28 protein-coding genes are annotated in these 25,303 nt (G+C 58.3%); 10 read left to right on the forward strand and 18 right to left on the reverse strand.

Going from position 1 to position 25,303, the window contains the following annotated elements:
* Positions 1-34 precede the first annotated feature (34 nt).
* The 8 genes from XMD517_RS02915 to XMD517_RS02950 form a co-directional block, all read right to left on the reverse strand.
* Positions 35-694, reverse strand: a complete 660-nt coding sequence (locus XMD517_RS02915) for an NTP transferase domain-containing protein (RefSeq protein ID WP_173487448.1) — start codon at positions 692-694, stop codon at positions 35-37.
* Between the two features lie 11 nt (positions 695-705).
* Complete coding sequence (locus tag XMD517_RS02920) at positions 706-2,061, reverse strand: branched-chain amino acid ABC transporter permease (protein WP_173487449.1); 1,356 nt, start codon at positions 2,059-2,061, stop codon at positions 706-708.
* On the reverse strand, positions 2,058-3,068 hold the full coding sequence (locus tag XMD517_RS02925) for a branched-chain amino acid ABC transporter permease (protein WP_173487450.1): 1,011 nt from the start codon (positions 3,066-3,068) through the stop codon (positions 2,058-2,060). The genes XMD517_RS02920 and XMD517_RS02925 overlap by 4 nt, the downstream gene beginning before the upstream one ends.
* A 3-nt stretch (positions 3,069-3,071) precedes the next feature.
* The gene (locus XMD517_RS02930) at positions 3,072-3,788 is read right to left on the reverse strand and encodes an ABC transporter ATP-binding protein (RefSeq protein ID WP_173487451.1); all 717 of its coding nucleotides are present in this window, start codon (positions 3,786-3,788) and stop codon (positions 3,072-3,074) included.
* Positions 3,788-4,567 carry an ABC transporter ATP-binding protein gene (locus XMD517_RS02935; RefSeq protein ID WP_055192362.1) on the reverse strand — a complete coding sequence of 260 codons (780 nt, stop codon included), beginning with the start codon at positions 4,565-4,567 and terminating at the stop codon, positions 3,788-3,790. Before XMD517_RS02935 ends, XMD517_RS02930 begins: the two co-directional genes overlap by 1 nt.
* A 94-nt stretch (positions 4,568-4,661) precedes the next feature.
* Positions 4,662-5,849, reverse strand: coding sequence for an ABC transporter substrate-binding protein (locus XMD517_RS02940; RefSeq protein WP_173487452.1), 1,188 nt, complete (start codon positions 5,847-5,849; stop codon positions 4,662-4,664).
* 127 nt (positions 5,850-5,976) lie between these two features.
* On the reverse strand, positions 5,977-7,011 hold the full coding sequence (locus XMD517_RS02945; protein ID WP_173487453.1) for a hypothetical protein: 1,035 nt from the start codon (positions 7,009-7,011) through the stop codon (positions 5,977-5,979).
* A 39-nt stretch (positions 7,012-7,050) separates the two neighbouring features.
* Positions 7,051-8,049: a GlxA family transcriptional regulator gene (locus XMD517_RS02950; RefSeq protein WP_173487454.1), complete on the reverse strand. Its 999-nt coding sequence runs from the start codon at positions 8,047-8,049 to the stop codon at positions 7,051-7,053.
* A 201-nt stretch (positions 8,050-8,250) separates the two neighbouring features.
* On the opposite strand from XMD517_RS02950, the gene XMD517_RS02955 reads away from it, so the two are divergent.
* A complete protein-coding gene (locus XMD517_RS02955; protein ID WP_173487455.1) occupies positions 8,251-9,621 on the forward strand; it encodes a class II 3-deoxy-7-phosphoheptulonate synthase in 1,371 nt (456 codons plus the stop codon).
* Positions 9,622-9,767: 146 nt separating this feature from the next.
* On the opposite strand, the gene XMD517_RS02960 is transcribed toward XMD517_RS02955, so the two are convergent.
* Positions 9,768-10,520, reverse strand: coding sequence for a PAS domain-containing protein (locus tag XMD517_RS02960; RefSeq protein ID WP_173487456.1), 753 nt, complete (start codon positions 10,518-10,520; stop codon positions 9,768-9,770).
* A 194-nt stretch (positions 10,521-10,714) separates the two neighbouring features.
* On the opposite strand from XMD517_RS02960, the gene XMD517_RS02965 reads away from it, so the two are divergent.
* The 3 genes from XMD517_RS02965 to XMD517_RS02975 are packed head-to-tail and all read left to right on the forward strand — an operon-like array spanning position 10,715 to position 12,785.
* Positions 10,715-11,608 carry a YicC/YloC family endoribonuclease gene (locus tag XMD517_RS02965; RefSeq protein WP_254449810.1) on the forward strand — a complete coding sequence of 298 codons (894 nt, stop codon included), beginning with the start codon at positions 10,715-10,717 and terminating at the stop codon, positions 11,606-11,608.
* A 5-nt stretch (positions 11,609-11,613) separates the two neighbouring features.
* On the forward strand, positions 11,614-12,267 hold the full coding sequence (gene gmk / locus XMD517_RS02970) for a guanylate kinase (RefSeq protein ID WP_173487457.1): 654 nt from the start codon (positions 11,614-11,616) through the stop codon (positions 12,265-12,267).
* Positions 12,264-12,785 (forward strand): gamma carbonic anhydrase family protein, encoded by a 522-nt coding sequence (locus XMD517_RS02975; RefSeq protein WP_173487458.1) that lies wholly within the window; start codon positions 12,264-12,266, stop codon positions 12,783-12,785. The genes gmk and XMD517_RS02975 overlap by 4 nt, the downstream gene beginning before the upstream one ends.
* A 148-nt stretch (positions 12,786-12,933) precedes the next feature.
* Here XMD517_RS02975 and XMD517_RS02980 read toward each other — a convergent pair whose 3' ends face one another.
* Positions 12,934-13,479, reverse strand: a complete 546-nt coding sequence (locus tag XMD517_RS02980) for a peroxiredoxin (RefSeq protein WP_173487459.1) — start codon at positions 13,477-13,479, stop codon at positions 12,934-12,936.
* A 293-nt stretch (positions 13,480-13,772) separates the two neighbouring features.
* Here XMD517_RS02980 and lipA point away from each other — a divergent pair, with 293 nt between their 5' ends.
* Positions 13,773-14,726 carry a lipoyl synthase gene (lipA, locus tag XMD517_RS02985; RefSeq protein ID WP_173487460.1) on the forward strand — a complete coding sequence of 318 codons (954 nt, stop codon included), beginning with the start codon at positions 13,773-13,775 and terminating at the stop codon, positions 14,724-14,726.
* A 291-nt stretch (positions 14,727-15,017) separates the two neighbouring features.
* Here lipA and hpt read toward each other — a convergent pair whose 3' ends face one another.
* Positions 15,018-15,563, reverse strand: coding sequence for a hypoxanthine phosphoribosyltransferase (gene hpt, locus XMD517_RS02995; RefSeq protein WP_173487461.1), 546 nt, complete (start codon positions 15,561-15,563; stop codon positions 15,018-15,020).
* Between the two features lie 103 nt (positions 15,564-15,666).
* Between hpt and XMD517_RS03000 the strand changes: the two genes are divergently transcribed.
* On the forward strand, positions 15,667-16,125 hold the full coding sequence (locus XMD517_RS03000) for a type II toxin-antitoxin system RatA family toxin (protein ID WP_173487462.1): 459 nt from the start codon (positions 15,667-15,669) through the stop codon (positions 16,123-16,125).
* An 83-nt stretch (positions 16,126-16,208) separates the two neighbouring features.
* Here the strand turns inward: XMD517_RS03000 and XMD517_RS03005 are convergent, their stop codons facing one another.
* From XMD517_RS03005 to XMD517_RS03015, 3 genes are read right to left on the reverse strand one after another with little or no spacing between them, the layout of a single operon-like run.
* Positions 16,209-17,150: a site-specific tyrosine recombinase XerD gene (locus XMD517_RS03005; protein ID WP_173487463.1), complete on the reverse strand. Its 942-nt coding sequence runs from the start codon at positions 17,148-17,150 to the stop codon at positions 16,209-16,211.
* Positions 17,147-18,769 (reverse strand): hypothetical protein, encoded by a 1,623-nt coding sequence (locus tag XMD517_RS03010; protein WP_173487464.1) that lies wholly within the window; start codon positions 18,767-18,769, stop codon positions 17,147-17,149. The genes XMD517_RS03005 and XMD517_RS03010 overlap by 4 nt, the downstream gene beginning before the upstream one ends.
* A 58-nt stretch (positions 18,770-18,827) precedes the next feature.
* Complete coding sequence (locus XMD517_RS03015) at positions 18,828-18,965, reverse strand: hypothetical protein (protein WP_173487465.1); 138 nt, start codon at positions 18,963-18,965, stop codon at positions 18,828-18,830.
* A gap of 102 nt (positions 18,966-19,067) precedes the next feature.
* Here XMD517_RS03015 and XMD517_RS03020 point away from each other — a divergent pair, with 102 nt between their 5' ends.
* Both XMD517_RS03020 and aroB read left to right on the forward strand, forming a co-directional pair.
* Positions 19,068-19,637: a shikimate kinase gene (locus XMD517_RS03020; protein ID WP_173487466.1), complete on the forward strand. Its 570-nt coding sequence runs from the start codon at positions 19,068-19,070 to the stop codon at positions 19,635-19,637.
* A gap of 1 nt (position 19,638) precedes the next feature.
* Positions 19,639-20,751, forward strand: a complete 1,113-nt coding sequence (gene aroB / locus XMD517_RS03025) for a 3-dehydroquinate synthase (protein ID WP_173487467.1) — start codon at positions 19,639-19,641, stop codon at positions 20,749-20,751.
* A 21-nt stretch (positions 20,752-20,772) separates the two neighbouring features.
* Here the strand turns inward: aroB and XMD517_RS03030 are convergent, their stop codons facing one another.
* From XMD517_RS03030 to ispD, 4 genes are read right to left on the reverse strand one after another with little or no spacing between them, the layout of a single operon-like run.
* Entirely contained in the window at positions 20,773-21,288 is a 516-nt protein-coding gene (locus XMD517_RS03030) for a CinA family protein (protein WP_173487468.1), read from the reverse strand.
* A complete protein-coding gene (locus XMD517_RS03035) occupies positions 21,288-21,809 on the reverse strand; it encodes a phosphatidylglycerophosphatase A (protein WP_173487469.1) in 522 nt (173 codons plus the stop codon). The genes XMD517_RS03030 and XMD517_RS03035 overlap by 1 nt, the downstream gene beginning before the upstream one ends.
* 3 nt (positions 21,810-21,812) lie before the next feature.
* Positions 21,813-22,292, reverse strand: coding sequence for a 2-C-methyl-D-erythritol 2,4-cyclodiphosphate synthase (gene ispF, locus XMD517_RS03040; RefSeq protein WP_173487470.1), 480 nt, complete (start codon positions 22,290-22,292; stop codon positions 21,813-21,815).
* A gap of 11 nt (positions 22,293-22,303) precedes the next feature.
* On the reverse strand, positions 22,304-23,020 hold the full coding sequence (ispD, locus tag XMD517_RS03045) for a 2-C-methyl-D-erythritol 4-phosphate cytidylyltransferase (protein ID WP_173487471.1): 717 nt from the start codon (positions 23,018-23,020) through the stop codon (positions 22,304-22,306).
* A gap of 250 nt (positions 23,021-23,270) precedes the next feature.
* Between ispD and dusB the strand changes: the two genes are divergently transcribed.
* Together dusB and XMD517_RS03055 are read left to right on the forward strand one after the other, a co-directional pair.
* Positions 23,271-24,248 (forward strand): tRNA dihydrouridine synthase DusB, encoded by a 978-nt coding sequence (gene dusB, locus XMD517_RS03050; RefSeq protein ID WP_173487472.1) that lies wholly within the window; start codon positions 23,271-23,273, stop codon positions 24,246-24,248.
* Complete coding sequence (locus tag XMD517_RS03055; RefSeq protein ID WP_173487473.1) at positions 24,245-25,297, forward strand: nitrogen regulation protein NR(II); 1,053 nt, start codon at positions 24,245-24,247, stop codon at positions 25,295-25,297. The genes dusB and XMD517_RS03055 overlap by 4 nt, the downstream gene beginning before the upstream one ends.
* The last annotated feature ends 6 nt before the right edge of the window (positions 25,298-25,303 follow it).

Consider the following 25,303-nt stretch of genomic DNA (forward strand, 5'->3'; position numbering starts at 1 on the left):
ATTGATTTCGAAACGCCCACGACATTGAGATCTCTTACCGCGTTTCGGTTTCCCCCTGTATCAGGTTAAAACCGAAACGCTTTACCCAATCTTCCTCGGTATCGAGATCCAGAATGGCGGCGTCGCCGGGCAGGGGGATCAGATGGGTCTTTTCCCCGGCCAGTATCTTCTGTGCCCCATGGTCACCGGATAGCTGTGCAATCCGGCCAAACAGACGCCGGGGCAGACGGACAGGATGGCCCGGCGTGTTTTGGCTCGAGCTGTTCTGGCACGAAGCACCACGCCAGATTTCATCCGATTGCCCCGCATGGGCGACGGTTTGCATGTTACCTGATGTAATTTTCGGCATGTCCGCAAGAACAATCAGAACACTGTCATACCGGCCATCAATATGTGCCATGGCCGTAGAGAGGCTCTCTCCGATACCAAGATGTGCGTGAGGGCTGGTGACCGGGGTGATCCCGCATGTGCGGGCAATGTCCCAGCGACCGGGAAAACTCTGTTCCGGTGGCAGGATCAGAACAAGATCCAACCCGCTGCCGCGCACCGCGTCGATCCGATCTTCGAGAAGGGTCTTTTGCAAGCCTGCCCGCGGGACGGGCAACAAAAGCTTGTCAATTGGGGGCTGCCCCCCCATCCGCTGCGACTGGCCTGCTGCCAGAAGAACAACACAAGGATGGGGGGACGCCGTCATTTTAGCAGGGCCTATTTTTCAGGGATCAGGCCACGCGGGCTGAAACGCAGCACCAGAAGCAGGACAATCCCCATCGAGAACAGGCGCATATGTGCGGCGCTGTCCAGCAAATGGGCCTTGAGTGCGGAGCCATCCGCCATTCCCATCGTCACCACCTGCATCAGCCAATTGCCGATCGGTTCCACCTTGATCCAGAAGAACCAGATCAGCAGACCGCCCAGAACAGCGCCAAAATTGTTCCCTGACCCGCCAACAATCACCATGACCCAGATCAGGAAGGTAAAGCGAAGCGGCTGATAGGTGCCCGGTGTGAGCTGACCATCCAGCGTGGTCATCATGGCGCCAGCAAGGCCACAGATCGCGGATCCCAGCACAAAGATCTGAAGATGGCGTTTGGTGACGTTTTTGCCCATCGCCTGTGCCGCGACCTCATTGTCCCGGATCGCGCGCATCATCCGCCCCCAGGGCGACTTCAGCGACAATTGCGCCAGAACCAGAAGACCTACGAGAATGACGGTGAAAATCAGGCCGTAGGACAGTTTCACCGCAATGGTCGAGGCGGTGGTGACATCCACGCCAAGACCTTCGGACTTTGCGATGAACTCTGCACTGTTTTGCAGGTCGATCTCATAGGGCACGGGGCGCGGCAGGCCGATGACATTTTTCACCCCGCGCGCAAGCCAGTCTTCGTTCTTGATCACTGCAAGCACAATCTCGGCAATGCCCAGCGTGGCAATGGCAAGGTAGTCAGACCGCAGCCCCAGCGCGGTTTTCCCCACCAACCAGGCCGCCCCTGCCGCCAAAAGGCCGCCCACGGGCCAGGCGAGGATCGCCATATAGCCGTGATCCTTGTAGCCGTCGGGGCCGCCGGGGTTCAGGCCCCCGATATTGCCGGTCGAGGCCGGATTGATGGCTTCGACACCGGCGACGCCTGCATCAAACACATAACGGAACAGGAAGAACCCCGCAGCCAGAACAGCAAAGAGAACAAGCCCCCGCACCCGTCCAGGGGCCATGCGTTTGAAGGTCATGATCCCGGCGACCACCGTGGCGGCCCCCAAAATGAGGCCAAATACGATCCGGAACCCACCCGCAGACCAGGCGCCCGGCGTTGCAGGCATCGAGATCAGCACGGTGGCCAGACCACCAAGGGCGACAAACCCCATGATCCCCACGTTGAACAGCCCGGCATAGCCCCATTGCAGGTTCACCCCCAAAGCCATGATCGCCGAAATCAGCGCCATGTTGAGAATGGCAAGCGAGGTGTTCCAGCTGCCGGAAAAGACCCAGAATGTCGTGCTTCCTTCCAGCACGAACAGAACGGCCATGATGGCAAACAGGAGTGGCGTGCGCATGTCTTTCGTCATACCGATTGCCCCTTGAAAAGCCCGGTGGGCTTGATCAGCAGAACCACGATCAGGATCACGAAGCTGACCGCGAATTTATAGTCGGTGGAAAGAAGCTGTGCGAGTCCGGAAGGTTCCAGTGCTTCCGGCAACAAGTACGTTGCCACTTTTTTCCACGCATAGGTGATTGTGACCTCGGAAAAAGCGATCACAAACCCGCCAGCAATGGCCCCCAGCGGATTGCCCAGACCGCCAACAATGGCAGAGGCGAAAATCGGCAGAAGAAGCTGGAAATAGGTGAAGGGTTTGAAGCTTTTGTCGAGGCCATAAAGAACACCGGCGATGGTGATCAGTGCTGCCACGATGACCCAGGTTACCATCACAACACGTTCCGGGTTGATGCCGGACAGAAGCGCCAGATCTTCGTTATCAGAGAAGGCGCGCATGGATTTGCCGGTCCGGGTCTTGTTCAGGAACCAGAACAGAAACGCCACAACCAGCACGGCGGTGATGATTGTAATCCCTTGACTGGTCTTAAAGGCCAATCCCTCGCGCAGACCCGTCATCTCTTTGAAATCACGGGCTTTAATGATGAAGCGGGCACCATCGGCAAACCGTTGTTCACCGGGGCCGATCAGGAAACGCACCACCCCGTTCATGATAAACATCACCCCCATGGAGGCCATGACGAACACAATCGGTTTGGCTTTCACCCGTCGGTAAAAACGATACACAACCCGGTCGGTGGCCAGCACCATGAGCGCCGTGCCGAGAATGCCGAAGGGCAGGGCAAGCAGGGCGGTGGGCAGCGGGTCAATCGAGACGCCCATCGACTGGAACCACCAGGTTATGAAAATCGTCACCATCGCGCCAAATGCCATGCTGTCACCATGGGCAAAGTTGGAAAAGCGCAGGATGCCATAGATCATCGTGACCCCCAGCGCGCCAATGGCAAGCTGCGAGCCGTAGGAAATGGCGGGGATCAGAACAAAGTTACTGAGCGCCACAATTGCATTGAGGAAATCCATTGATCAGCCCCCCAGGAAAGATTGGCGGACCTCGGGGTCGGCCAGAAGGGATTTGCCGGTGCCGGTATGCGCATTGCGCCCCTGAACCAGAACATAGCCTTTGTCTGCGATCTCAAGGGCTTGGCGGGCATTCTGCTCAACCATCAGGATCGAGATCCCGGTCCGTGCCACTTCAATGATCCGGTCAAACAGCTCATCCATCACAATCGGGGAAACGCCCGCGGTGGGTTCATCCAGCATCAGAACGGTGGGTTTGGTCATCAGCGCGCGGCCCACGGCCACCTGTTGACGCTGACCGCCCGAGAGCTCACCCGCCGCCTGGTGGCGTTTTTCGCGCAGGATCGGGAACAGCTCATAGACCTGTTCAATGGTTTCCGAAATATCATCGGTGCGGATAAATCCACCCATTTCCAGGTTTTCTTCTACTGACATGGAGCCAAAGATATTGTGGGTCTGCGGCACAAAACCCATGCCCTTGCGCACACGCGCCTGCGGCGTCAGGCGGGTGATGTCTTCGCCATCCAGTGTCACCGATCCCTGGCGCAGGTTGAGCATCCCAAACACGGCTTTCATGCCGGTCGATTTGCCTGCACCATTGGGGCCGACGATCACCGCAATCTCTCCTTTATCAACGGAGATGGTGCAATCATGCAGGATGTCCGGGCCATGTTTGCCATAGCCACCGGTCATCCCTTCACCAATAAGGAAGGGGGCCGTCATTACGCGTCCTCTTTCTTGTTCTTGAGCCCGGTGCCGAGATAGGCCTCGATCACCTGCTCATTGGCCTTGATCTCAGCCAAGGTGCCCTGAGCGAGAACCTTGCCCTCGGCCATGCAGATGACCGGGTCGCAGAGTTTCTCGATGAAATCCATGTCGTGTTCAATCACGACAAAAGTGTATCCACGCTCTTCATTCAGGCGTTTGATCGCATCGGCGATGGTGTAAAGCAGCGTGCGGTTCACGCCTGCGCCAACCTCGTCCAGAAACACGATCTTGGCGTCGACCATCATGGTGCGACCCAGTTCCAGAAGCTTTTTCTGCCCCCCCGAGATCTCGCCCGCCCGGAGGTCAGCGATATGAGAAATGGTCAGAAATTCAAGAACTTCGTCGGCCTTGGCCCGCAGGGCGCGTTCCTCGTCGGCGATGCGTTTGCGGCCAAACCAGGTGTTCCAGAGCGCCTCACCCGACTGCCCGCCCGGCACCATCATCAGGTTCTCGCGGCAGGTCATCGAGCCAAATTCATGCGCGATCTGAAACGTGCGCAGAAGGCCCTTGTGAAACAGTTCATGCGGCGGCAGGCCGGTGATGTCTTCGCCCGCCATGGTGATCCGGCCCGAGGTCGGTTTCAGCACCCCGGCGATCACATTAAACAGCGTCGTCTTGCCCGCGCCGTTAGGACCGATCAACCCGGTGATCGAGCGATCTTCGATCCGCATCGTCGCACCATCCACGGCCCGAAAGCCGCCAAAGTGCTTGTGAACGTCTTCTATGACGATCATGTCTTCCCCTCTCACAACCTTAAGATGGTCGTGTATCTTACTGAAACAGCCCGGAAAAACTCCGGGCTGTTTCATTTTGGTTATGCCAGCAGGATCAGCGGTACTTAACCGTTTCGATCTTACCGTCTTTGATCTCGATCTGGCGGTATCCGCCCGAGGCTTCGCCACCGTTGATCAGCTCAACCGCGGTTGCGCCCACATAGTCGATGTCGCCGCCATCTGCCAGGATCTGCAGACCTTTGGCCAGCTCACCCGGATAGATCTTTTCGCCCGGCGCGTTGGCAACCATTTCCACCTTCGACATGTAGTCGGCGGATTCGGCGGAACCCGCAGCCTGCATGGCCAGAAGGATCAGGGCCGCAGCGTCATAGCTTTCGCCGGTATAGGGGCTGCCCACGGTGAATTTGTCGCCGGCAAGCTCGGCAAAGGTGGCCGCACCCGGGCTGTCGGTGCCAGCCAGCTGACCGGTCGAACCTTCAACTTCGGCGCCGAAGTTCTTTTCAAGGTTTTCACCGATCATGCCATCGGGGAAGTGGAAGCTGTCAAAGGCGCCGGTGTCGAGGGCACCGCGCACGATGCCTGCGCCACCCTGGTCGACGTAACCGGCAACCACCAGAACGTCACCACCAGCCGATGCCAGGGCGCCAACTTCTGCGGTATAGTCGGCCTTGCCATCTTCATGGGCGGCCACGATGGTCACTTCGCCGCCAGCAGCTTCAAACGCGGCTTTGAACGCGTCGGCCATGCCTTTGCCGTAGTCATTGTTGGTGTAGGTCACGGCAACCGAGCCCACGCCGTTTTCTTTCAGAATGTCGGCCATGACTGCGGACTGACGCGCATCCGACGGGGCGGTGCGGAAGAACAGACCGTTATCTTCGGCGTCGGTCAGGCCCGGCGAGGTGGCCGAAGGCGAGATCATCACGATACCGTTCGGAACAGCCACATTGGCCAGAACCGCACCGGTGACGCCGGAACAATCCGGACCAACCAGACCTTTGACACCATCCGAGGTGATCAGTTTTTCAGCAGCAGCGGTGGCTGCGGCGCTGTCGACGCAGGTCGAGTCCGCACGCACCGATTCCACGGTCTTGCCACCCAGCAGCAGGCCCGAGGCCGACACTTCAGCCATGGCCAGCTCAGCACCACCAGCCATATGCGGTGTCAGGCTTTCGATCGGCCCGGTATAGCCCAGGATCGTGCCCAGCTTGACCACATGGTCATGTGCCATTGCGGTGCCGGTCATCAGAGCGGTGGCGGCAGTCGCCATCAGCATCTTTTTCATATATCTTTCTCCCAATTGGAAAATTCTCCCAACCGTCACATTAGGACCGAATAGGGGAAATGAAAAGACCCGCATGCGAAGAAATGCAGTGGAAATCCGTCAGGTTTCAGATGCAATTCCGCCCGGTTCAGGGCAAGGAAATATAGCGTAATCTGAATGTGGTTTCTTGCGGCAATCCAACGGTTTGCTCGGAGTTTCGCAAGGCGGTGAGGGTCGGGACCTCATCGGTTGGACTGGAGGAGACCTCCTGCGCTGCACCTAACGCAGCGTCAAGGGTGTCGGGCCGAAACGTGGTTGCGATATCGGCAAAACGGGTGCGGCGAAGCTGGTCACATCGGTCCTGATTACAGAGAAAACTGAGAACAGGCCGGTAAATGCCTGTAAGCGCGTTCGTGCTCAGAACCTGCCCATCCTGTCTGGCCAGCAGCACGTTCTGATCAGGGTCAAACGGGGTTCGGTCAAGCGTCAGGGTCAGGTGATACTCCGTATCCGGTATGGCAAGGTCATTTGAGATACGTGCGCGGATGTCGGCTTCGATATCGCGCGGGTTTGCACCTTGCTCAGTCCGGCTCTCCCAGATGTAGGGCAGATCGACAGACAGGGAATGGGTGAACTGACCGGCCAGGGTGGGGCGTGTGACCCAAAGATCGTCCGGGTTTCGATCCACCCTTTCGATCTGCGTGGCGGCCTGATGATAGGGAAGGACCTCATCGACCATGTCGACCCTTTGGGCGACGGTGACGAGCGGGGTCAAATCCATCCGGTTGGCATTGCAGAACGCATATTCGCGGAGGAGATTATCGTCTTTCACCGCCCACAGAATTTTACCGCGCTCTGAGCCGCAATACATCGGTTGATGAGGGGTGGAGAACAGGCTTTCAAACAGGCGATCACCATAAAATCCGATGGTCAGGGCAGAAGCGTCAGAGGGCGTGTCGATCAGATACCACCCTTTGCGCCCGTTTCGAAACACAATACGCTCGGTCGTTTCCAAATCGACCAGCGTGACCAGATCCACCCGGGGCAGGTGGCTGGTGTCTTCGCCCCAGATCATGTTGTAAAAGGAGAAAAGCCCGTGCCCAAGAACCAGCACGATCCAGGTCACATAGGCACATGCCGCCAAAACCAGCGCGGCGATCACTCGGATGAAAATCTTCTTCATACTGATAAAATGGCGATACTGGTCAAACTGGGCAGAAGGTCAGGTTTTGGCAGATCCTGATTGGCTGCCCCGTTCCCGATAGGGGGTTGTTTCATAATGCGACCGGTAGCATTTCGAGAAATGCGAGGGGCTGGAAAACCCGCAGGCCAGCGCCACATTGATCACGCTCATATCCGTCTGCATCAACAGGTTGCGCGCTTTTTGCAGGCGCAATTCCATGTAATAGCGTTTGGGAGAGCGGTTTAGATAGCGCCGGAACAGGCGTTCAAGCTGCCGGGTGGACATGCCGACTTCTGAGGCCAGGATCGACGGAGAAATCGGTTCCTCGATATTGCCTTCCATGCGCTGGATCACTTCGGACAGTTTGGGATGGCGCACCCCGATCCGCGTGGGCACCGACAGGCGCTGGCTGTCCCGATCAGTTCGAATAGACGTGTAGATCTGCTGGTCAGCCACGACATTCGCAATATCTTCATCCTGCTGTTGTGCAATCAGCTTCAGCATCAGGTCAATTGACGCGGTGCCGCCCGCAGCAGTCATGCGCGGCCCGTCGATGACAAAGACCCGTTTGGTCAGGTCGACATCATCAAATTCTTCCGCAAAACTGTCGTGATTTTCCCAATGGATGGTGGCGCGTTTGTCCGACAGAAGCCCCGCCCGGGCCATGATATAAGATGCGGTGCACAGCCCTGCGACCTGAACCCCACGACGTGCTTCGCGACGGATCCAGTTCAAAAGCTTTGGGCTGCAGTTGTTTTGGACATTTACACCAGAGCAGATCACGACCACGTCGTCGCGCTTCAGCTCTTCCAGATCCCCGTCCAGATTAAAGCTGGCCCCGGCGGAGCAGCTAACCGTTTCACCGCCTTCACCAAGCAGTCGCCATTCGTAAAGATTACGTCCCGCCGCCCGGTTGGCAATACGCAACGCATCCAGAGCACCAGCAAAGCTGAGCAGGGTGAATTCGTTCACCAGCACAAAAACAAACCGAATGCTCGGATTTGTCTGTGGCTTCTCCTTGGGCAGGCTCTGGTTCATTGGCGACTCACTTGCTTGATGAGGCTGAATTTTGACATGAAGGACACCACACCAGTTTTGACCGGCAGCTTCAAGACGTTTTGCCGCCAGGCAGACACATTCTTGAAACATATCACTGTTTGCACCTCGGACATAGAGGCGCTATCAAGAGGGCCTTATTGCCCCGGAGGAGGGGGCTTGATTGAACATGGAGCAAAGATGATGACGGATTGGAATAAGTCGGCCTGGCGTGAAAAGCCAAGAGTTCAGATGCCCGACTATACCGACCCGGCTGCGTTGGCCGAGGTCGAAGCGCAGCTTGGCAAATATCCTCCGCTGGTCTTTGCTGGCGAAGCGATCCGGTTGAAACAGGAATTGGGCAAGGCATCCCGCGGCGAAGCGTTTCTGCTGCAAGGCGGCGATTGCGCCGAAAGCTTTGCTGACTTCTCGGCTGACGGCATTCGTGACACGTTTAAAGTGATGCTGCAGATGGCCATGGTTCTGACCTTTGGCGCCAAGGTGCCGGTGGTCAAGGTGGGCCGTATGGCCGGGCAGTTTGCCAAACCGCGTTCGGCACCGACCGAAACCGTGGATGGGGTGGAACTGCCCAGCTATCGTGGGGATATCATCAACGAGCTGGATTTCACCTCAGATGCCCGCATTCCCGACCCGAAGAAAATGTTACAGGCCTATACGCAGTCGGCGGCAACACTGAACCTGTTGCGCGCCTATTCCACCGGTGGTCTGGCCGATGTGCACCAGGTGCATCAATGGACGTTGGAATTCACCGAGGGGGGCGAGGCCGAAAAATATCGCGCCATGGCTGAGCGGATCCAGGACAGCCTCGATTTCATGAAGTCGGCAGGCGTGACCTCGGACCGGATGCACACGCTGCAGACAGTGGATTTCTACACCTCGCATGAGGGGCTGCTGCTGGAATATGAAGAGGCCCTGACCCGTCAGGACAAAACCACCGGCAAAACCGTTGCTGGTTCCGGCCACATGCTGTGGATCGGCGACCGGACCCGTCAACCGGACGGGGCACATGTTGAGTTTCTGCGCGGCGTGATCAACCCGATCGGGTTGAAATGTGGCCCGACCACCACCGCAGATGACCTCAAAGTGCTGATGGAAAAGCTGAACCCGGAAAACGAAGCCGGGCGCCTGACCCTGATTGCGCGTTTTGGGGCTGGCAAGGTGGGCGAACATCTGCCGCGCCTCATTGAGACGGTGAAATCCGAAGGGGCCAATGTGGTCTGGTCCTGCGACCCGATGCATGGCAACACGATCAAATCGGCCTCTGGCTATAAAACACGCCCGTTCGACAGCGTGCTGAAAGAGGTGCAGGATTTCTTTGCCGTGCATCAGGATCAGGGCACCATTCCGGGGGGCGTGCATTTCGAAATGACCGGCACCGATGTGACCGAATGCACCGGCGGCGTGCGCGCCGTGACGGATGAGGATCTTTCGGATCGCTATCACACTGCATGTGATCCCCGTCTGAACGCGTCTCAGTCGCTGGAACTGGCATTCCTGGTGGCAGAGGAACTGTCGGCGCTTCGTCAACCGAACGAAACGCGCAAGGCCGGATGAGGCCTCACGCCGAAACGCTTTAAAAGGAAAAACCCTGGCTTCGCCGGGGTTTTTCTTTTTTATCAATGATTTGTTGAAATAACTTCAAGTATTCTTATGCAAAAGCTGCCGCAGCTACCAAGGTGCAGTCTACGGCCAACGCAGGCTCACTCTTCACCTACCAGCCAAAGATGGCCGCGGCGGATGGTTTTGCCGGTTCCTACTTGGCCTTCGGTGTTGCCTGTGTCCTTGTCTTTTGTAGCATTTTGCCGGGAGGAAAGACCGAGATCACCTTCGGCGGCCGGGAAGCTGTATGCATCCTCTGTGTGGCGAAAGATCGGGTGCAAACTGTCCGCGACACTGGGCGGTTCATCCACGATAATGTCCCTGACCGACAGGTCCTGAAAGGTAAAGCGGCGAGGGGCACGGTCAACGCCCCCCTTGATCTGTAGTGCACCAAGAGCACGGGTTACCCGGCCCTGATCATCCAGCATCGGCGCCATGAAAAGCTGCGCATCCAATGCTTTACGGGTAAAGCTACCTTTGCTTGTCAGGCTGGCATGAAGGGTGGCAGGCCCGTCAAACAGACGCCCCAACGCCTCCTGAATCTCGGCCCGCGCCTCGGGCATGAACAGGGATGAGATCGGCATTCCGCGCATTTCCATCCCCAGAATATCATTCAGACCCTGGCCGGACAGGCGGATCTTGGCCATGCCCGGTGCGATTTTCTCCAAAATGAAGGCGTGTTCGAGAATGCCGGAAAGGCCGCGCGGGTCAAGTTCGGACCGGGCTGGCACCAGGCGCTTGCCGCGCAGCCCTTCCCAGTATCCCTCGGCCTGTGCCACTGCCGGAAATTTCATTCCGGTGCGCGCAGCGGTGATTGAAATCACATTCCCGTCTTTTACATAGTCGATCTTCATGTCTCTGTCCCTCAGGCCGGTCTGGATGGGTGACGCCTGAAAGGCGTGACGCTGAGAGCCTTCTGGCTGCTTGTTCCAGTGCTGACCGTCTGCTAACTGAAATCGAGGTAATGCTTACCACATTCTTAATATGGCATATTCTGTTAAAATGTGGTGATAAATCTTATCAAATGGTTAACTGAACAGGATGCCCCATGGCCCAATCAATGACAGGTTTCGCAAGCGCCACCGGAGATAACGGAACCTATAGCTGGAACTGGGACATCCGCTCGGTCAATGCCCGCGGTCTGGATCTCCGGCTGAGGCTTCCGGATTGGATCCCCGGACTGGATGAAGCCATTCGCAAAGCTCTCAAAGGGCATGTGACACGGGGGAATATCTCACTTGGGCTGCGTGTTTCGCGAGGGGAAGAAGGCGGGCAGGCCGCGATCAGTCCTGCCGGGCTTGCGCAGGCGCTTGGCCTGCTGGGAACGATCCGCGCAGAGGCTGAGAACCGGGGACTGCCCGTGGCCCCTGTCAGCCCGTCAGATATTGCCACCATGCGTGGCGTGCTTGAGGTGAAGTCGGGCGGAGAAGAGGAGGTCGGTGCGCTCATGAAAGCTCTGAACGCGCAAATTCCCGACCTCATCCGCCAGTTCGTAGCCGCGCGTGAAGGGGAAGGGGCTGAACTGGTTGCGATCCTGTCTGCCCAGCTGGATGAGGTGGCCGAGCTTGTGGATCAGGCAGAACTGCTTTTGTCTGAACGGCAGGAGGCACAGAAGACCCAGCTAGCCGATGCCATGGCGCGGGTCTTGGACAACACAGACGGAATTGAGCCGGACCGGGTCGTGCAGGAGCTTGCGTTAATTGCCGTCAAATCCGATGTGCGCGAAGAAGTGGACCGCCTGCGCGCCCATGTCTCCGCCGCGCGCGAACACCTTGCAAGTTCGGTGCCGGTGGGGCGAAAGCTCGATTTCCTCATGCAGGAGTTCAACCGCGAAGCCAACACGCTTTGTTCAAAGGCGCAATTCAACGCGTTGACCACGGTTGGGCTGGACCTCAAACATGTGATCGATCAAATGCGTGAGCAAGTGCAGAATCTGGAGTAAGTCCCATGGCCAATTTCGAAAACCGTCGCGGTTTGCTGATCATCCTGTCCTCGCCCTCAGGGGCCGGGAAATCCACCCTTGCCAGACAGTTGATGCAATGGGATGACAGTTTGCGCTTTTCAGTGTCGGCCACGACCCGCGCCCCGCGTGAGGGCGAGGAGAACGGCGTGCATTACCATTTCGTGGACGAGCCCACGTTTAAGGGCATGGTGACAGAGGGTGAGATGCTGGAACACGCCCATGTGTTCGGCAATTTTTACGGGTCCCCCGCCGGCCCGGTGCGCGACGCGATCGAAAGCGGTCGTGATGTCCTGTTTGACGTGGACTGGCAGGGCGCCCAGCAGATTTCCAACTCGGCCCTGCGTGACCATGTGCTGTCGATTTTTGTGCTGCCGCCCTCGATCACGGAACTGCGGCGTCGTCTGGTCAGCCGGGGACAGGACAGTGACGAGGTGATCCAGAAAAGGATGCAGAAAAGCTGGGACGAGATCAGCCACTGGGACGGGTATGATTATGTTCTGGTCAATGATGACCTGGAGGCGACGTTTGAGCGGTTGAAAACCATCGTGTCCGCGGAACGCCTGCGCCGGGCGCAGCAGCCCGGACTTCTGAACTTCGTGCGCGGGCTGCAATCGGAATTTGAGGAGAATGAAACATGATTTATGCATTGGATGGCGTAACACCCGAGATTGATCCGGCGGCCTGGGTGGCCCCGGATGCCAATCTTATCGGTCGGGTTCGGATCGGTGCCAAGGCGTCGGTCTGGTTTGGCTGCACCCTGCGCGGCGACAATGAGCTGATCGACGTGGGCGAGGGCACCAATGTGCAGGAAAACTGCGTGTTCCACACCGACCTAGGATTTCCGCTGACCATTGGCGCCAATGTCACCGTTGGCCATAAGGTGCTTTTGCATGGCTGCACAATTGGCGATGGCAGCCTGATTGGCATGAATGCGACAGTGATGAATGGCGCAAAAATCGGCAAAGGATGCCTGATCGGGGCAGGGGCGCTGGTCACCGAAGGCAAAGAGATCCCGGACGGGTCGATGGTGCTGGGCAGCCCCGGCAAGATCGTGCGAGAGATCGACGAGACGACAAAGCAGTCACTTCTGGCCTCAGCCCATCATTATCAGGTCAACGCAGCGTATTTTGCCAAGTGCCTGAAACCGGTTGGCTAAGCGGCTCGGAGGAAACTTGTTTCTCTGGTCAATCCTGAGACGCCTTAACGGCGCAGACATGTCTAAGGAACCGTAAATCCACCGTAAATCCATGAAAAAGGGCCACCCAAATGGGCGGCCCTTTCACCTTTTTCAAACGCGGGGTGGCTTATGCCACGGCGCTGGCATTGTCTTTCAGCCAGCTCATCACATTCTCCGGCGAGCTTTCGCCATAGGGATCTTCGCCGTGATTGTCTTCGCGGCCCGGCTCTTCGAACCATTTTTCAACAACACCATCCTTGATGATGGCGGCATAACGCCACGAACGGTCGCCAAAGCCCAGGTTGTCCTTGGCCACCAGCATCCCCATCAGGCGGGTGAACTCACCCGAACCGTCGGGGATCACTTTGACGTTTTTCAGTTCCTGGTTGCGCGCCCAGGCGTTCATGACAAAGCTGTCATTCACCGACATGCAGTAAATCTCGTCGATGCCCAGTTTTGCGAATTCTTCTGCGCCCTTTTCAAAGCCCGGAAGCTGGAAGGTCGAACAGGTGGGGGTAAAGGCCCCCGGCAGCGAGAACAGGATCACGCGTTTGCCGGCGAAATAATCATCCGAGGTCATGTCTTGCCAGCGGAACGGGTTGTCACCGCCGATGCTTTCATCACGCACACGGGTTTTAAAGGTGATGTTGGGAACGCGAACGCCTTCTTTCATCTGTCTTGATCCTTCATAAAAGTTCAACTTCTGGCAGGGGAAGAATCAACGTTCCCCTGCGGTTCGCGACTGTTTAGAAACATTCCAAAATCCACTCAATGACTTTCTTTGTCGCAGTTGGGAAAAATCGCAAACGTAACAGAATTGCGCCGAGCGGGGCGGTTCATGTCGGTTTCATGCGCGCCAATTTCGCCAAGCCATGCATTTTTCACATTCCCGCATCCCTGCCGGTGCAGAAGGGTGACAGGCTTCCCCATGCGGCGTATATAATCGGGGAAATCGGAGGACCATTCATGCGTGATCTTAAACTTCCTGAAGAGCGCCACCCGGAAAAAGCGCATCGCAAGGACAACGCTCAGCCCAAGAAACCCAGCTGGATCCGTGTGCGTGCGCCCGGCGGCAAGGGCTATGCCGAGACCCACAAGATCATGCGTGAAAACAAGCTTGCCACGGTCTGCGAAGAGGCTGCCTGTCCGAATGCCGGGGAATGCTGGTCGCAGGGTCACGCCACCATGATGATCATGGGAGAGATCTGCACCCGCGGCTGCACCTTCTGCAACGTGGCCACCGGGCGACCGGATGATCTGGATGTGTTCGAACCGGGCCGCGTGGCGGATGCGGTAAAAAAGCTGAACCTGAACCATGTGGTGATCACCTCGGTCGATCGGGATGATCTGGAAGATGGCGGGGCCGAGCATTTCGCCCAGACCATTCGCGCCATCCGTCACAAATCTCCGAACACCACAATTGAAATCCTCACGCCGGATTTTCTGAAATGCGACCCGTCGGTTCTGGAAACGGTGGTGGCGGCCAAACCGGACGTGTTCAATCACAACCTTGAAACCGTGCCGGGCCTTTATCCGACTGTACGCCCCGGTGCGCGCTATTTCCACTCATTGCGCCTGTTGCAGCGGGTGAAGGAGCTGGACCCGTCAATGTTCACCAAATCCGGCATCATGGTCGGGTTGGGCGAAGATGCGCAAGGTGTGCGGCAGGTGATGGATGATATGCGTGCGGCGGACGTGGATTTCCTGACCATCGGTCAATATCTGCAGCCCACACCGAAACACCACGCGGTGGAGCGGTTTGTGCATCCTGATGAGTTCAAGGATTACGAGAAAGCGGCCTATGGCAAAGGGTTTACCATGGTGTCGGCAACCCCGCTGACACGCTCGTCCTATTTTGCCGGGAATGATTTCGAACGGCTGCGGGCCAATCGCGAAGCTCAGCTGGCGGCAAAATCCTGACAGGACAGATCAGGGGCGCTGCCCCTCGACCCTCCGGGTCTCACCCCGAGGTATTTCAGGCAAGAAAAAGGGCGCGCGGTTTTCCGGGCGCTCTTTTTCGTTGTGTGATTAGGGGCGGATTTTGCTTTGTGAGCGGAAGTCCTGCATCCAGCCCGGCGCGCCGAAGAAATATTCCACGGCAAACAGGGCAAGGCACAGCACCAGCACGGCCAAAAACAGTTTCACGCGTTTTTCAGAGGGCGGGTTTCGCGCCCATCGGGACATCCGCCAAAGCCAGCGCGGGTTCATCGGTCAGGTCTCTTCGACAAAACGCACCTTGCCGATAAACGGCAGGTTCCGGTTTCGCTGCGCATAGTCGATCCCGTAGCCAACGACAAATTCATCGGGGATTTCGAAGCCGGTCCAATCGGCCTTGATGTCCACTTCTCGACGGGATGGTTTGTCGAGCAGGGCAATCGTGCGCAGCTTGCGCGGGGCCTTGGCTTCGAGAAGTTTGATCACCTGGGTCAACGTGTGGCCGGTATCGACGATATCTTCGACCACCAGTACGTCGCGCCCGGCAATTTCGCCCCGCAGATCCTTGAGAATGCGCACCTCGCGTGAGCTTTCCATGGCATTTCCATAGGATGAAGCCTCAAGGAAATCGACTTCAACCGGCAGGTCGAGCTCTCGCACCACATCTGCGATAAAGACAAAAGAGCCACGCAGCAGCCCGACCACAACCAGTTTGTCAGTGCCCTCAAACTCCTCATGAATGTCATGGGCCAGCTGCTCCACTCGCGCCGCAATCCGTTTTGCTGAGATCAGGGTGTCAATCACATAGGCAGGTTGGGTCATGGCGGATCCTTGCAGGTTTGCTGGTATTTTTCGGGGCATCCCCCTTGATTTCCGAGCGCATAATTAGGACATGTTCCGCCACGATAGAAGGGAAAAAGCACATATGCCAACCCATGGGGAAAAACGGATCCTGCCTTATACGCCGGGCCAGATGTATGAGCTGGTGGCTGATGTTGCGAAATATCCGCAATTCCTGCCGTGGAACTCGGCTGCGCGGGTGCGCAAGCGGATCCCGCAACCGGATGGGACGGAAGTGATCGAGGCCGATCTGGTGATCAGTTTCAAAGTGTTTCGGGAGCGGTTCGGATCGCGGGCCCTTCTGGATCCGAACACGCCGCGCCTGGATATGGAATATCTGGACGGGCCGTTCAAATATCTGCGGTCCCATTGGCAGTTTCATCCGCATGAAACGGGGTGTGAAATCGAGTTTTTTGTCGATTTTGAGTTCAAGAGTGCGGTCTTGCAGAAAGTCATTGGCTTGGTGTTCAACGAGGCTATGCAACGGATCGTGCGGGCGTTTGAACTTCGGGCACAGGAACTTTATGGCCCTGCGATAGGGTGAGCCTTGGTGGTGGCTGGGCGGTCTAGACGGAGCGCTTTTCATCAAGCCCTTCATCGCGTGTCCCGCGCGGCCCAGCGCTCGAATTACGTATCGCGTTGCGCAAGCGGGTGGTGTTCGAGCACCAGTGACTTCAACCGTTCCTCCAGAACATGGGTATAGATCTCGGTCGTGGCGACATCGGCGTGGCCCAACAGCGTCTGAATGGTGCGCAGGTCCGCCCCATGCGCAAGAAGATGGGTGGCAAAGGCATGGCGCAGCCGGTGTGGGGTCACCAGATCCGGAGATACGCCCGCCGCCACCGAAATTTCCTTGATCAGGCCAAAAAAACGATGCCGGGTCAGATGGCCTAATTTTCCCCGCGAGGGAAACAGGAACGGGGAGGGGGGGATCTTTTTCTCAATCCGCTGCGTCTCTTCCTGTTCATCGCGGAGCGAAAGCCAGTCTGCAAGCGCATCGCGCGCGGGCGAAGACAGCGGCACCATCCGTTCTTTGCCCCCTTTCCCTTTGACCAACAACATGCGCGGGTCACCACGCGCGCTGCTGACCGGCAGTCCGACCAACTCGCTGACCCGCATTCCGGTGGCATAGAGCAGTTCCATCAGGCAGGTGTTTCGGCATCGGTCAGAGGGGGAACGCCCAAATTGCCTTGCCGCCGCCAACAAGGCATCAACCTGTTGTTCGTCCAGTGTTTTTGGCAGGGATTTTACGCGTTTGGGCCCTTTGATCTGCAAGGCGGGATTGTCGCTGCGCCATCCTTCTTCATAGGCAAAGCGAAAAAGCCCTTTGATCGAGGACAGGCGGCGCGCGCGCGTTGACTGGGCCAGCCCAAGCGCATCACATTCCACCATGAAGTTTTCAATATCTTCACGGGTGACGTTGGAAAATCCCTTGGAGCCAAGGTGATCGGAAAAGGTTTTCAGATCCCTCCCATAGGCAAGCAGCGTGTTCTGCGCACCGTCCAATTCGGCCGCCTGCGCTTCGAGAAAGGCTGATATCCAGCGTGCGTTGTGATCAGATCCGGTCATCCGCGGCGATCCAGTATCAAGAATTGCAAAGCAGCGGCGCGGGCCGTGTCCTCAAGACCAATCTGGCGGAAAAAGGCGATTGCATCACTCACCTCGTCCAGATCACCCAAAGAGCCGTTACTGAACAGGGCGATGGCGCGCAGGATGGCCTCTCCCACACGATCTTGATCCACAAGGCCGCTGAGACGTGTTGGCATGGTGCGGGCAGCAAACCCTTCCAGCACCGCTTCGGTTTCGGCATCTACTGGCACAACCGATGTTGTGTCCCCAAGTGCGATCGCGCGCAGGATGGCGGCACGTGGGGCGGGCCCCGGATCTGCCGGAAGCTGGCGCGCGATCTGTTCGGAGGCGTTGGACATCAACCCCATGCGAAGGGCCACCCATGCCGCCTCTTTTGCGAGAGGAAACCGGTTAAGTTCAGGTCCAAAAATGCGTGAGAAGGGTAGCTCCAGATCGACCTCTTCCAACCGGGTCCAAAGCGCAGGCAGCAGGACGTTCAGCGTATCAATGTCGCGTGTTTTCAAAGCCGTATCAAGGGCCTGCACAGCGGCCATCCGATCCCAGACGCCCCCAGAGGCCGCCGGTTTGCGCTCGGTGTAAAGGCCAAAGATCTGGTTGTCGCTGACGGCTCCCACTCGGGCCAGACGTTCACCCGCTTCCGCGCGTGCTTTCCAGCCGATATTGGCGCGAAGATCTGCCTGCGCAAAGGCGAGAGGCAGGGTGTGGGTGGCAATATGCTGGCCGATTGCCTCGTAAAGACGGAAGGTCAGAGGGGTCGGATTTCCGGGCTTGGGCAAGAAGGGATCACCTTCGAACAGGTCAGGGTCCAGAAACCAGGACAAAAGAAGGTCCTGCTCTTGCGAGATATACCCCAGCGCCCGCGCCGTGCCCAAAGACAGGACCGCCGCATCCCAATCCCCCTGACGAGCAAGGCAAAAGATCCGCGCAGGAAACGTCGGGCTGAGGGCAGGGGCATTGGCAAGGTGGCGACAGGTCAGGTCTTCCTCCCCCAAAAGCAGCGCCGTATCAAACCCACGGCGAAAACTGGCGGGGGTTGTCAGTCCTGCGCGCGCCAAAAGCGCATCGGCCTGATCAAGAGCACCAATATTCAAGAGCCGGTCCACTCGGGCCAGGAACAGCCGGTCATCAGCCAGCGATGTGCCCTTTGGGGGATCAAGTTCGGCCAGAAGAAGGCGGTTCAGAAGGTCCTGCAGGGCTGGCAGCAGGTCAACCGGAAGGCCGCTGATCCGGCGCGCAAGGTCATCCGCGCGCGAGGCCCCCCAGAGATCGGACTGAAATCCGGTCACATGGCTGGGCAAAAGGCCAACCGCGTCGGTTTTTGTGCGTGCAAGAGGGGACACTGTCACCGCGGCCACCGCGGCCGTCTGCGCCACATCGCTTTCGCTGCGACCGCTTTGGGCAGAAGGCGGTGTCGGGGCGGGGAGGGTGATGCTGTTGGACAGCCAGTCAATGGCCGAAAGCGGCTTGTCTGAAGCCCCCTGCTGGGACACCGGCGCGTGCGAAGATTGTTGCGCCATTACCAGTCCGGGTGCACCCAAACCGGACAGGGTGCCCGTCGCCAGCGCACAGACCAGTGACCGGGCAAGCGACCGTGTCAAAACACGGCCCAGCTTTGCCGGGTTGCCTGTTCGCCCAGGTTCAGAAGGACACCCCCTCTTAGCCATCGTTCAAGATCACCGACATGCTCTGCGGTGTGGCATCAGGTGACATGTCCCCAAGGTAGGCGTATCCCAATACGCCGATGCCAGACACGATCGACAGAAAAAGAACGAGTTTGATAATGCGAAGTGCCATGGTTTTCCCTTTTTTCTCGCCTCGCGGTTGCCTCGGTTCATTTTATATATGGCTTTTGCGGCAAGATCACGCCATTGAAGTAAAAACTTCGTAATTCGGCAGATGGGCGCCCCTTTGAGCAAGACTGTGACATATGAACTGAAGAAATCCGTGGTCATGGTGGGCATGATGGGGGCTGGAAAAACCGCCGTCGGACAGGCGCTGGCCAACCGTTTGGGCGTTGCCTTTCTGGACAGTGACGAAGAGATTGTCAAAGCGGCCAACATGTCAATTGCCGAGATCTTCGAACGCGACGGAGAGCCGTTTTTCCGCGATCGGGAAAGCGAAGTTATCGCACGCCTTCTGGAGACGGAACGGGCGGTTCTGTCCACCGGCGGCGGGGCATTTCTGGCTGAGCGGAATCGGGATGTCATCACCGAGATGGGCGTGTCCGTCTGGCTCAAGGCGGATCTGGACCTGCTGTGGAACCGAGTGAAACACAAAGACACCCGTCCCCTTCTTCGCACCGCTGATCCCAAGGCCACATTGACCGAGATCTACAACGCCCGCGTGCCGGTCTATGCCCATGCGGATCTGGTGGTTGAGGCCCGGTCGGAATATGCAATCGGGGATATGGCGGATGCGGTGATTGCCGCCCTTCTGACCCGTCCGGATGTTTTGCAGGAGGTATGAGATGACCACAGTTCACGTTCCCCTCGAAGGGCGCGCCTATGACGTGCGCATTGCCCCCGGGCTGATCAACCGTGCGGGGGCCGAAATCGCTCCTTTTCTGCCGCGCCCGAAGACGTGGATTGTAACGGAAGAAACGGTTGCCGGTCTGCATTTGGATACGCTCAAAGCCGGGTTGGCTGCCGAAGGGATTGAGGCTGAGGCGCTGATCCTGCCACCGGGAGAGGGCACAAAAAGCTGGCCATATCTCATGCAGGTGGTCGAATGGCTGCTGTCGCAAAAGGTTGAACGCAAGGATGTGGTTCTGGCCTTTGGCGGCGGGGTGATCGGCGATCTGGTGGGCTTTGCCTGCGCGATCCTGCGCCGGGGCGTGGGGTTCGTGCAGATCCCGACCAGCCTTCTTGCGCAGGTAGACAGCTCGGTCGGGGGAAAAACCGGCATCAACACGACCCATGGCAAAAACCTTGTCGGCGCTTTTCACCAACCCTCGCTGGTGCTTGCGGACATCTCGGTGCTGGGCACGCTGACCCAGCGCGATTTCCTTGCGGGCTATGGCGAAGTGGTGAAATACGGCGGACTGGGTGATGCGGAGTTCTTCAGCTGGCTTGAGGAAAACGGCCCGGCGCTCGCCGCGGGCGATATGGCATTGCGCAAAGAGGCCGTGCGCCATTCTGTGCAGATGAAAGCCGATATCGTGGTGCGCGATGAAACCGAGCAGGGAGACCGTGCGCTTTTGAACCTCGGCCACACATTTGGTCACGCATTGGAAGCCGCCACCGGCTATTCCGACCGCCTGCTACATGGCGAAGGGGTTGCGATCGGATGCGCGCTCGCCTTTGAAACCTCGGCCCGGATGGGGCTGATCAGCCAGGAAAGCCCCTCGCGCTGGCGCGAACATCTTGCGTCCATGGGCATGAAGAAAGACCTGTCGGACATTCCCGGCGATCTGCCGGACGCAGAAGGGCTTATTGCACTGATGGCACAGGACAAAAAGGTTCAGGCCGGAAAGCTGCGCTTTATCATGGCGCGCGCGATAGGCGAGGCGTTTGTCACCGATCAGGTTGATATGGAGATTGTGCGCGGTGTTCTGAACGACGCGCTGGCGGGTCGGAGCTGATCCCGCTCCGGTCTCGCTCGCTCAGCGCGCGCTCAATGCAGTGTCAATCAATTCCAGCGCGTGGCGTGCTGCGGCAAGGCGCACTTGCGCGCGCCCACGGGCGCCGAATTCCACGGTTTCCGTTGTCACCGCAGTTGTCCCCCCAGTGGTTTCTGCAAGCCCGAAACAGACCCGGCCCTCGGGTTTGTGATCGGATCCACCGGGGCCGGCAATACCTGTAATCGAGACGGCGATATCCGCAGCTGAATGCGCCAGAGCGCCCAAAGCCATTTCCGCAGCGACCTCTTCGCTGACCGCCCCATGGGCGGCAAGGGTCTTTGCCTGAACCCCCAGCATTTCCTGTTTCGCGTCGTTTGAATAGGTGATGAACCCACGATCAAAAACATCGGAACTGCCGGGAATTTCCGTGATCCAACAGCCTACCATGCCCCCGGTGCAGCTTTCAGCCGTTGCCAGTTTCACACCTTTGCTGCGGCACATGTCCAGAAGGCCCGCGACAAGGGGATCACCGGTGAGGGGCGTGGTCGGAATGGGCATCAGAACCTCATCGGGGTTGGGCCAATGATCACCATATGGGCGATATAGGCCGCGAGAATCACGGTGATCGCGGCGGCAATACCCGCATAGACATCATCCAGCATGACACCTTTTGCATCCCCGCGCCGATCTGCTTTTCCAATCGGCCCGAACTTGGTGATGTCAAAGAACCGGAACGCCAAGAAGGCCACGATCCAGCCCGGATAAAGCTGTAAAATATCAGCCCCCATGATCCGCGCTCCGAAAGACACCGGGAAAAGTGCAATCCACATCCCCACCACTTCGTCGATCACCACTTCAGACGGGTCGTGATTGTCGCTCCTCATGGTGTAAATCTCTGTCGCTTTGAGGCCGATGAGATAGGCCAGAATGGTGGCGCCGGTCAGGGCAATTGGCCCCCCGATCATGTGCAAAAGCCATCCCACCGGCAGCGCCGCCAAAGTGCCCCAGGTGCCGGATGCGGGTTTCAAAAGACCAGAATAGCCGAAGGTCGCAATCAGCTTGGCGGTGGATCTGTTCATGACTTAATCCTTGATCAACGTGGCGACGGCCATGGAGGCGATCCCCTCTTCCCGGCCAGTAAATCCGAGCCGTTCTGACGTGGTGGCCTTGACCGAAACCCGGTCCGGTTCCAGCCCCATAATGGTGGCAAGGGCCGCTCGCATGGCGATGGCATGAGGGCCAATCTTCGGCCGTTCGCAGATCAGGGTCACATCCACATTTGAAATGCGATACCCCCGATCACGGACCCGACCGACGGCATGGCGTAGGAAAATATCGCTTTCAGCACCTTTCCACTGCGGATCACTGGGCGGGAAATGCTGGCCGATATCGCCATCCGCCAAGGCGCCGTAAATCGCATCTGTCAGCGCATGCATGCCCACATCCGCATCGCTATGCCCTTTCAGCTTCCGCTCATGCGGAATTTTGACGCCGCAAAGGATCACATGATCGCCCTCTTCAAAGGCGTGCACGTCATATCCCTGACCCACCCGAATATCCATCTTGCTGTCCCTTACGTGATGCTTTGCAACAATAACTCGGCCCGTGCGAAATCCTCGGGCGTGGTGATTTTCAGGTTCTGCTCCTCGCCCGCCACGATCGTGACGTCAAGCCCTGCATGGCGTGCGACTTCGACATCATCGGCGGCCCCGCCCGGATGGGCGCGATGTGCGGACAGGATCTTGTCGAAATGAAACCCCTGTGGGGTCTGTGCGCGATAAAGCCCTTCACGGTTCTGGGTGCCGGAAACTTTACCATCCGTTCCCCGCCAAAGCGCATCCGTGACAGGAAGGGCAGGGGCCGCCCCCGGGCTGAGGGTGAGCGCATCCAGGACTGCGTCGATCACCTTGTCCGACACAAGCGGCCGGGCCACATCATGGATTAGCACATAGTCCGGGTTGGCGCCGATCAGGGCTTCCAATCCACGCCGCACCGATTCATCGCGGTTGGCACCGCCGAAAACTTCCGCCATCTCGGGAAGGTCAGGTCCTTTGGGAAGGCGATCCCAGATCAGGGTTTCGCAGAGTTTCCGATCTTCCGGGTGAATAACCAGCGCAACCATCGAGATACGGGGATGGTTGCAGAACCTTCGGATGGTGGCCTCCGCCACGGACCCGTCGCCCAGTGGACGCCATTGTTTTGGCAGCCCGGCGCCGGCCCGTGTGCCCCGGCCTGCGGCAACAATAACCACGGCCACTTTCGGGGGAATGGAGTGTGTCTGGTGTGTCATGACGCCCTGTTTAAGATGTTTCTGCGAAAAACTGTATCGAAGATTTCAACACGAACGCCCAGCGGAACCTTTGCCTCCATATCCCGAACGTTTTGCGAACCTGCCACGAAAGAGATCAAAAGCCGATAGAGCGCCATAGAAACCGCCTAAAAAATGTGCAATTCATAAATGAGGGCCGATCCCCGCAGGCAAATTCTTGTTTGGTTGCAGGGACCCGCGCATGATTTTCGCAATTGCTCAAGGATTAGGCATGCCTCTCTCTATCGGACATATCACGCTGCCGTCGCCGGTTATTCTGGCGCCCATGGCGGGAATCACCGACTTGCCGTTTCGCCAGCTTGTTGGCGGTTTCGGGGCCGGTCTGGTTGTGTCCGAAATGGTCGCCAGTCAGGAAATGGTGCAGGCCAAGCCGGGGGTGCGGGAACGGGCGGAGCTGGGGTTTGGCCTCTCTGACACCGCGGTGCAACTTGCTGCCCGGGATGTATATTGGGCCGGTGAAGCGGCACGGATGGTTGAGGCCAATGGTGCCCGGATCATCGACATCAATATGGGGTGCCCAGCCCGAAAGGTGGTCGGCGGAATGTCCGGCTCTGCGCTTTTGCGCGATCTCGATCATGCGCTGCGCTTGATTGAGGCCATTGTCGGCGCGGTGCAGATCCCGGTCACGCTCAAGACACGTCTGGGGTGGGATGACGCGATGCTGAATGCGCCGGAGCTTGCTGGACGCGCCGAAGCGGCTGGCATCCAGATGATCACCATCCACGGCCGGACCCGATGCCAGTTTTACAAAGGACGGGCCGATTGGTCGGCGATCAGGCGGGTCAAGGAGGCGGTATCGATACCGGTTATTGCCAATGGGGATATCGTGGACAGCAAAACCGCCCGCGAGGCGCTTGAAAAATCTGGTGCGGATGGGGTGATGATCGGGCGCGGTGCAGGGGGGAAGCCCTGGCTCCTGCAACAGGTGGCCCATGATCTGTTTGGCGCGCCTGCCCCCGTGATCCCGCAAAGCGAAGATCTGGTCCGCATGGTTCAGGACCATCATCGTGCCAGCCTTGACTTTTATGGCGAGGAGCTGGGCGCGCGGGTGATCCGCAAGCATCTTGGCTGGTATATGGATACGGCCTGCACGCCCGCGGACCTGCGCCGCCGGATCCTGTCCTCGCGTGATCCGGTCGAAGTGACCGGGTTGCTTTCGGACGCTTTGCTGCAAGAGGTGCCCGCATGAACGATCTTCTGTGGTCCGCATTGCCCATTCCAGCGCTGATCCTGTCAAAGGATGGGCTGGTTGAAGAGGTCAATGCCGCAGGCGAAGCTCTGCTCAATCAATCCGAGCGGGCCCTGCTTGGACGTGGGATGATCGAGGTGCTGCAACTTGGACCCGAACTTGGGGACGCCATCGAGAGGGTGCGCGCATCGCAGGGAACGATGTATGCGGATGCGGTCAAGTTCACGCCGCATAACGCCCCACCCGGCGAGGTGAACATCCAGATCTCACCAATCGGGGAAGGGGCGTTGCTGCTGTTGCATCCGCGACAGCCGGAACAGTTGGGGCAGGAAAAGGGCAGCAAGGCCGCGCGTCAGGCGATTGGCATGGCGGAAATGCTTGCCCATGAGATCAAGAACCCGCTTGCTGGTATCACCGGAGCGGCACAGCTTCTATCCATGGGGCTCAGCCCGGAAGATCAGGAGCTGACGGATCTGATTGTAGCCGAAAGCCGCCGCATCGTGGCGCTGCTGGATCAGGTGGAACAGTTTGGCGATTTGCGCCCGCCGGTAAAACACCCGGTCAATATCCATGACCTGCTGGATCGCGCCCGGACCACGGCTCGGGTGGGATTTGCCGATGGGTGCAGCATCAATGAACTGTATGACCCCTCACTGCCCCTGACCTTTGTGGATGAAGACCAGCTGATGCAGGTTTTTCTGAACCTGATCAAGAACGCGTCCGAGGCTGCAGGCAGTGCCGGGTCCATCACGTTGCGCACCTTTTACGATGCCGGGTTGCATCGGCGCGCTCCGGATGGCACCCGAGAGCCCCTTCCGCTTCAGGTCGAGGTGATTGATGACGGTCCGGGCCTGCCCCCGGACATTGCCGATCATGTGTTCGATCCTTTTGTGTCTGGCCGGGAAAATGGCACCGGCCTTGGGTTGGCGCTGGTGTCAAAGATCCTCACCGATCACGGCGGGCTGATCACCGTCAACAGTCAACCGGGCCGAACCGTGTTTCGGGTGTCGCTGCCGGTGGTGCCCAATCCCGGACGGGCCAGGAAATAAGGAGTT

This window comes from Aliiroseovarius sp. xm-d-517, from assembly GCF_013283135.1.
Lineage (GTDB): Bacteria > Pseudomonadota > Alphaproteobacteria > Rhodobacterales > Rhodobacteraceae > Aliiroseovarius > Aliiroseovarius crassostreae.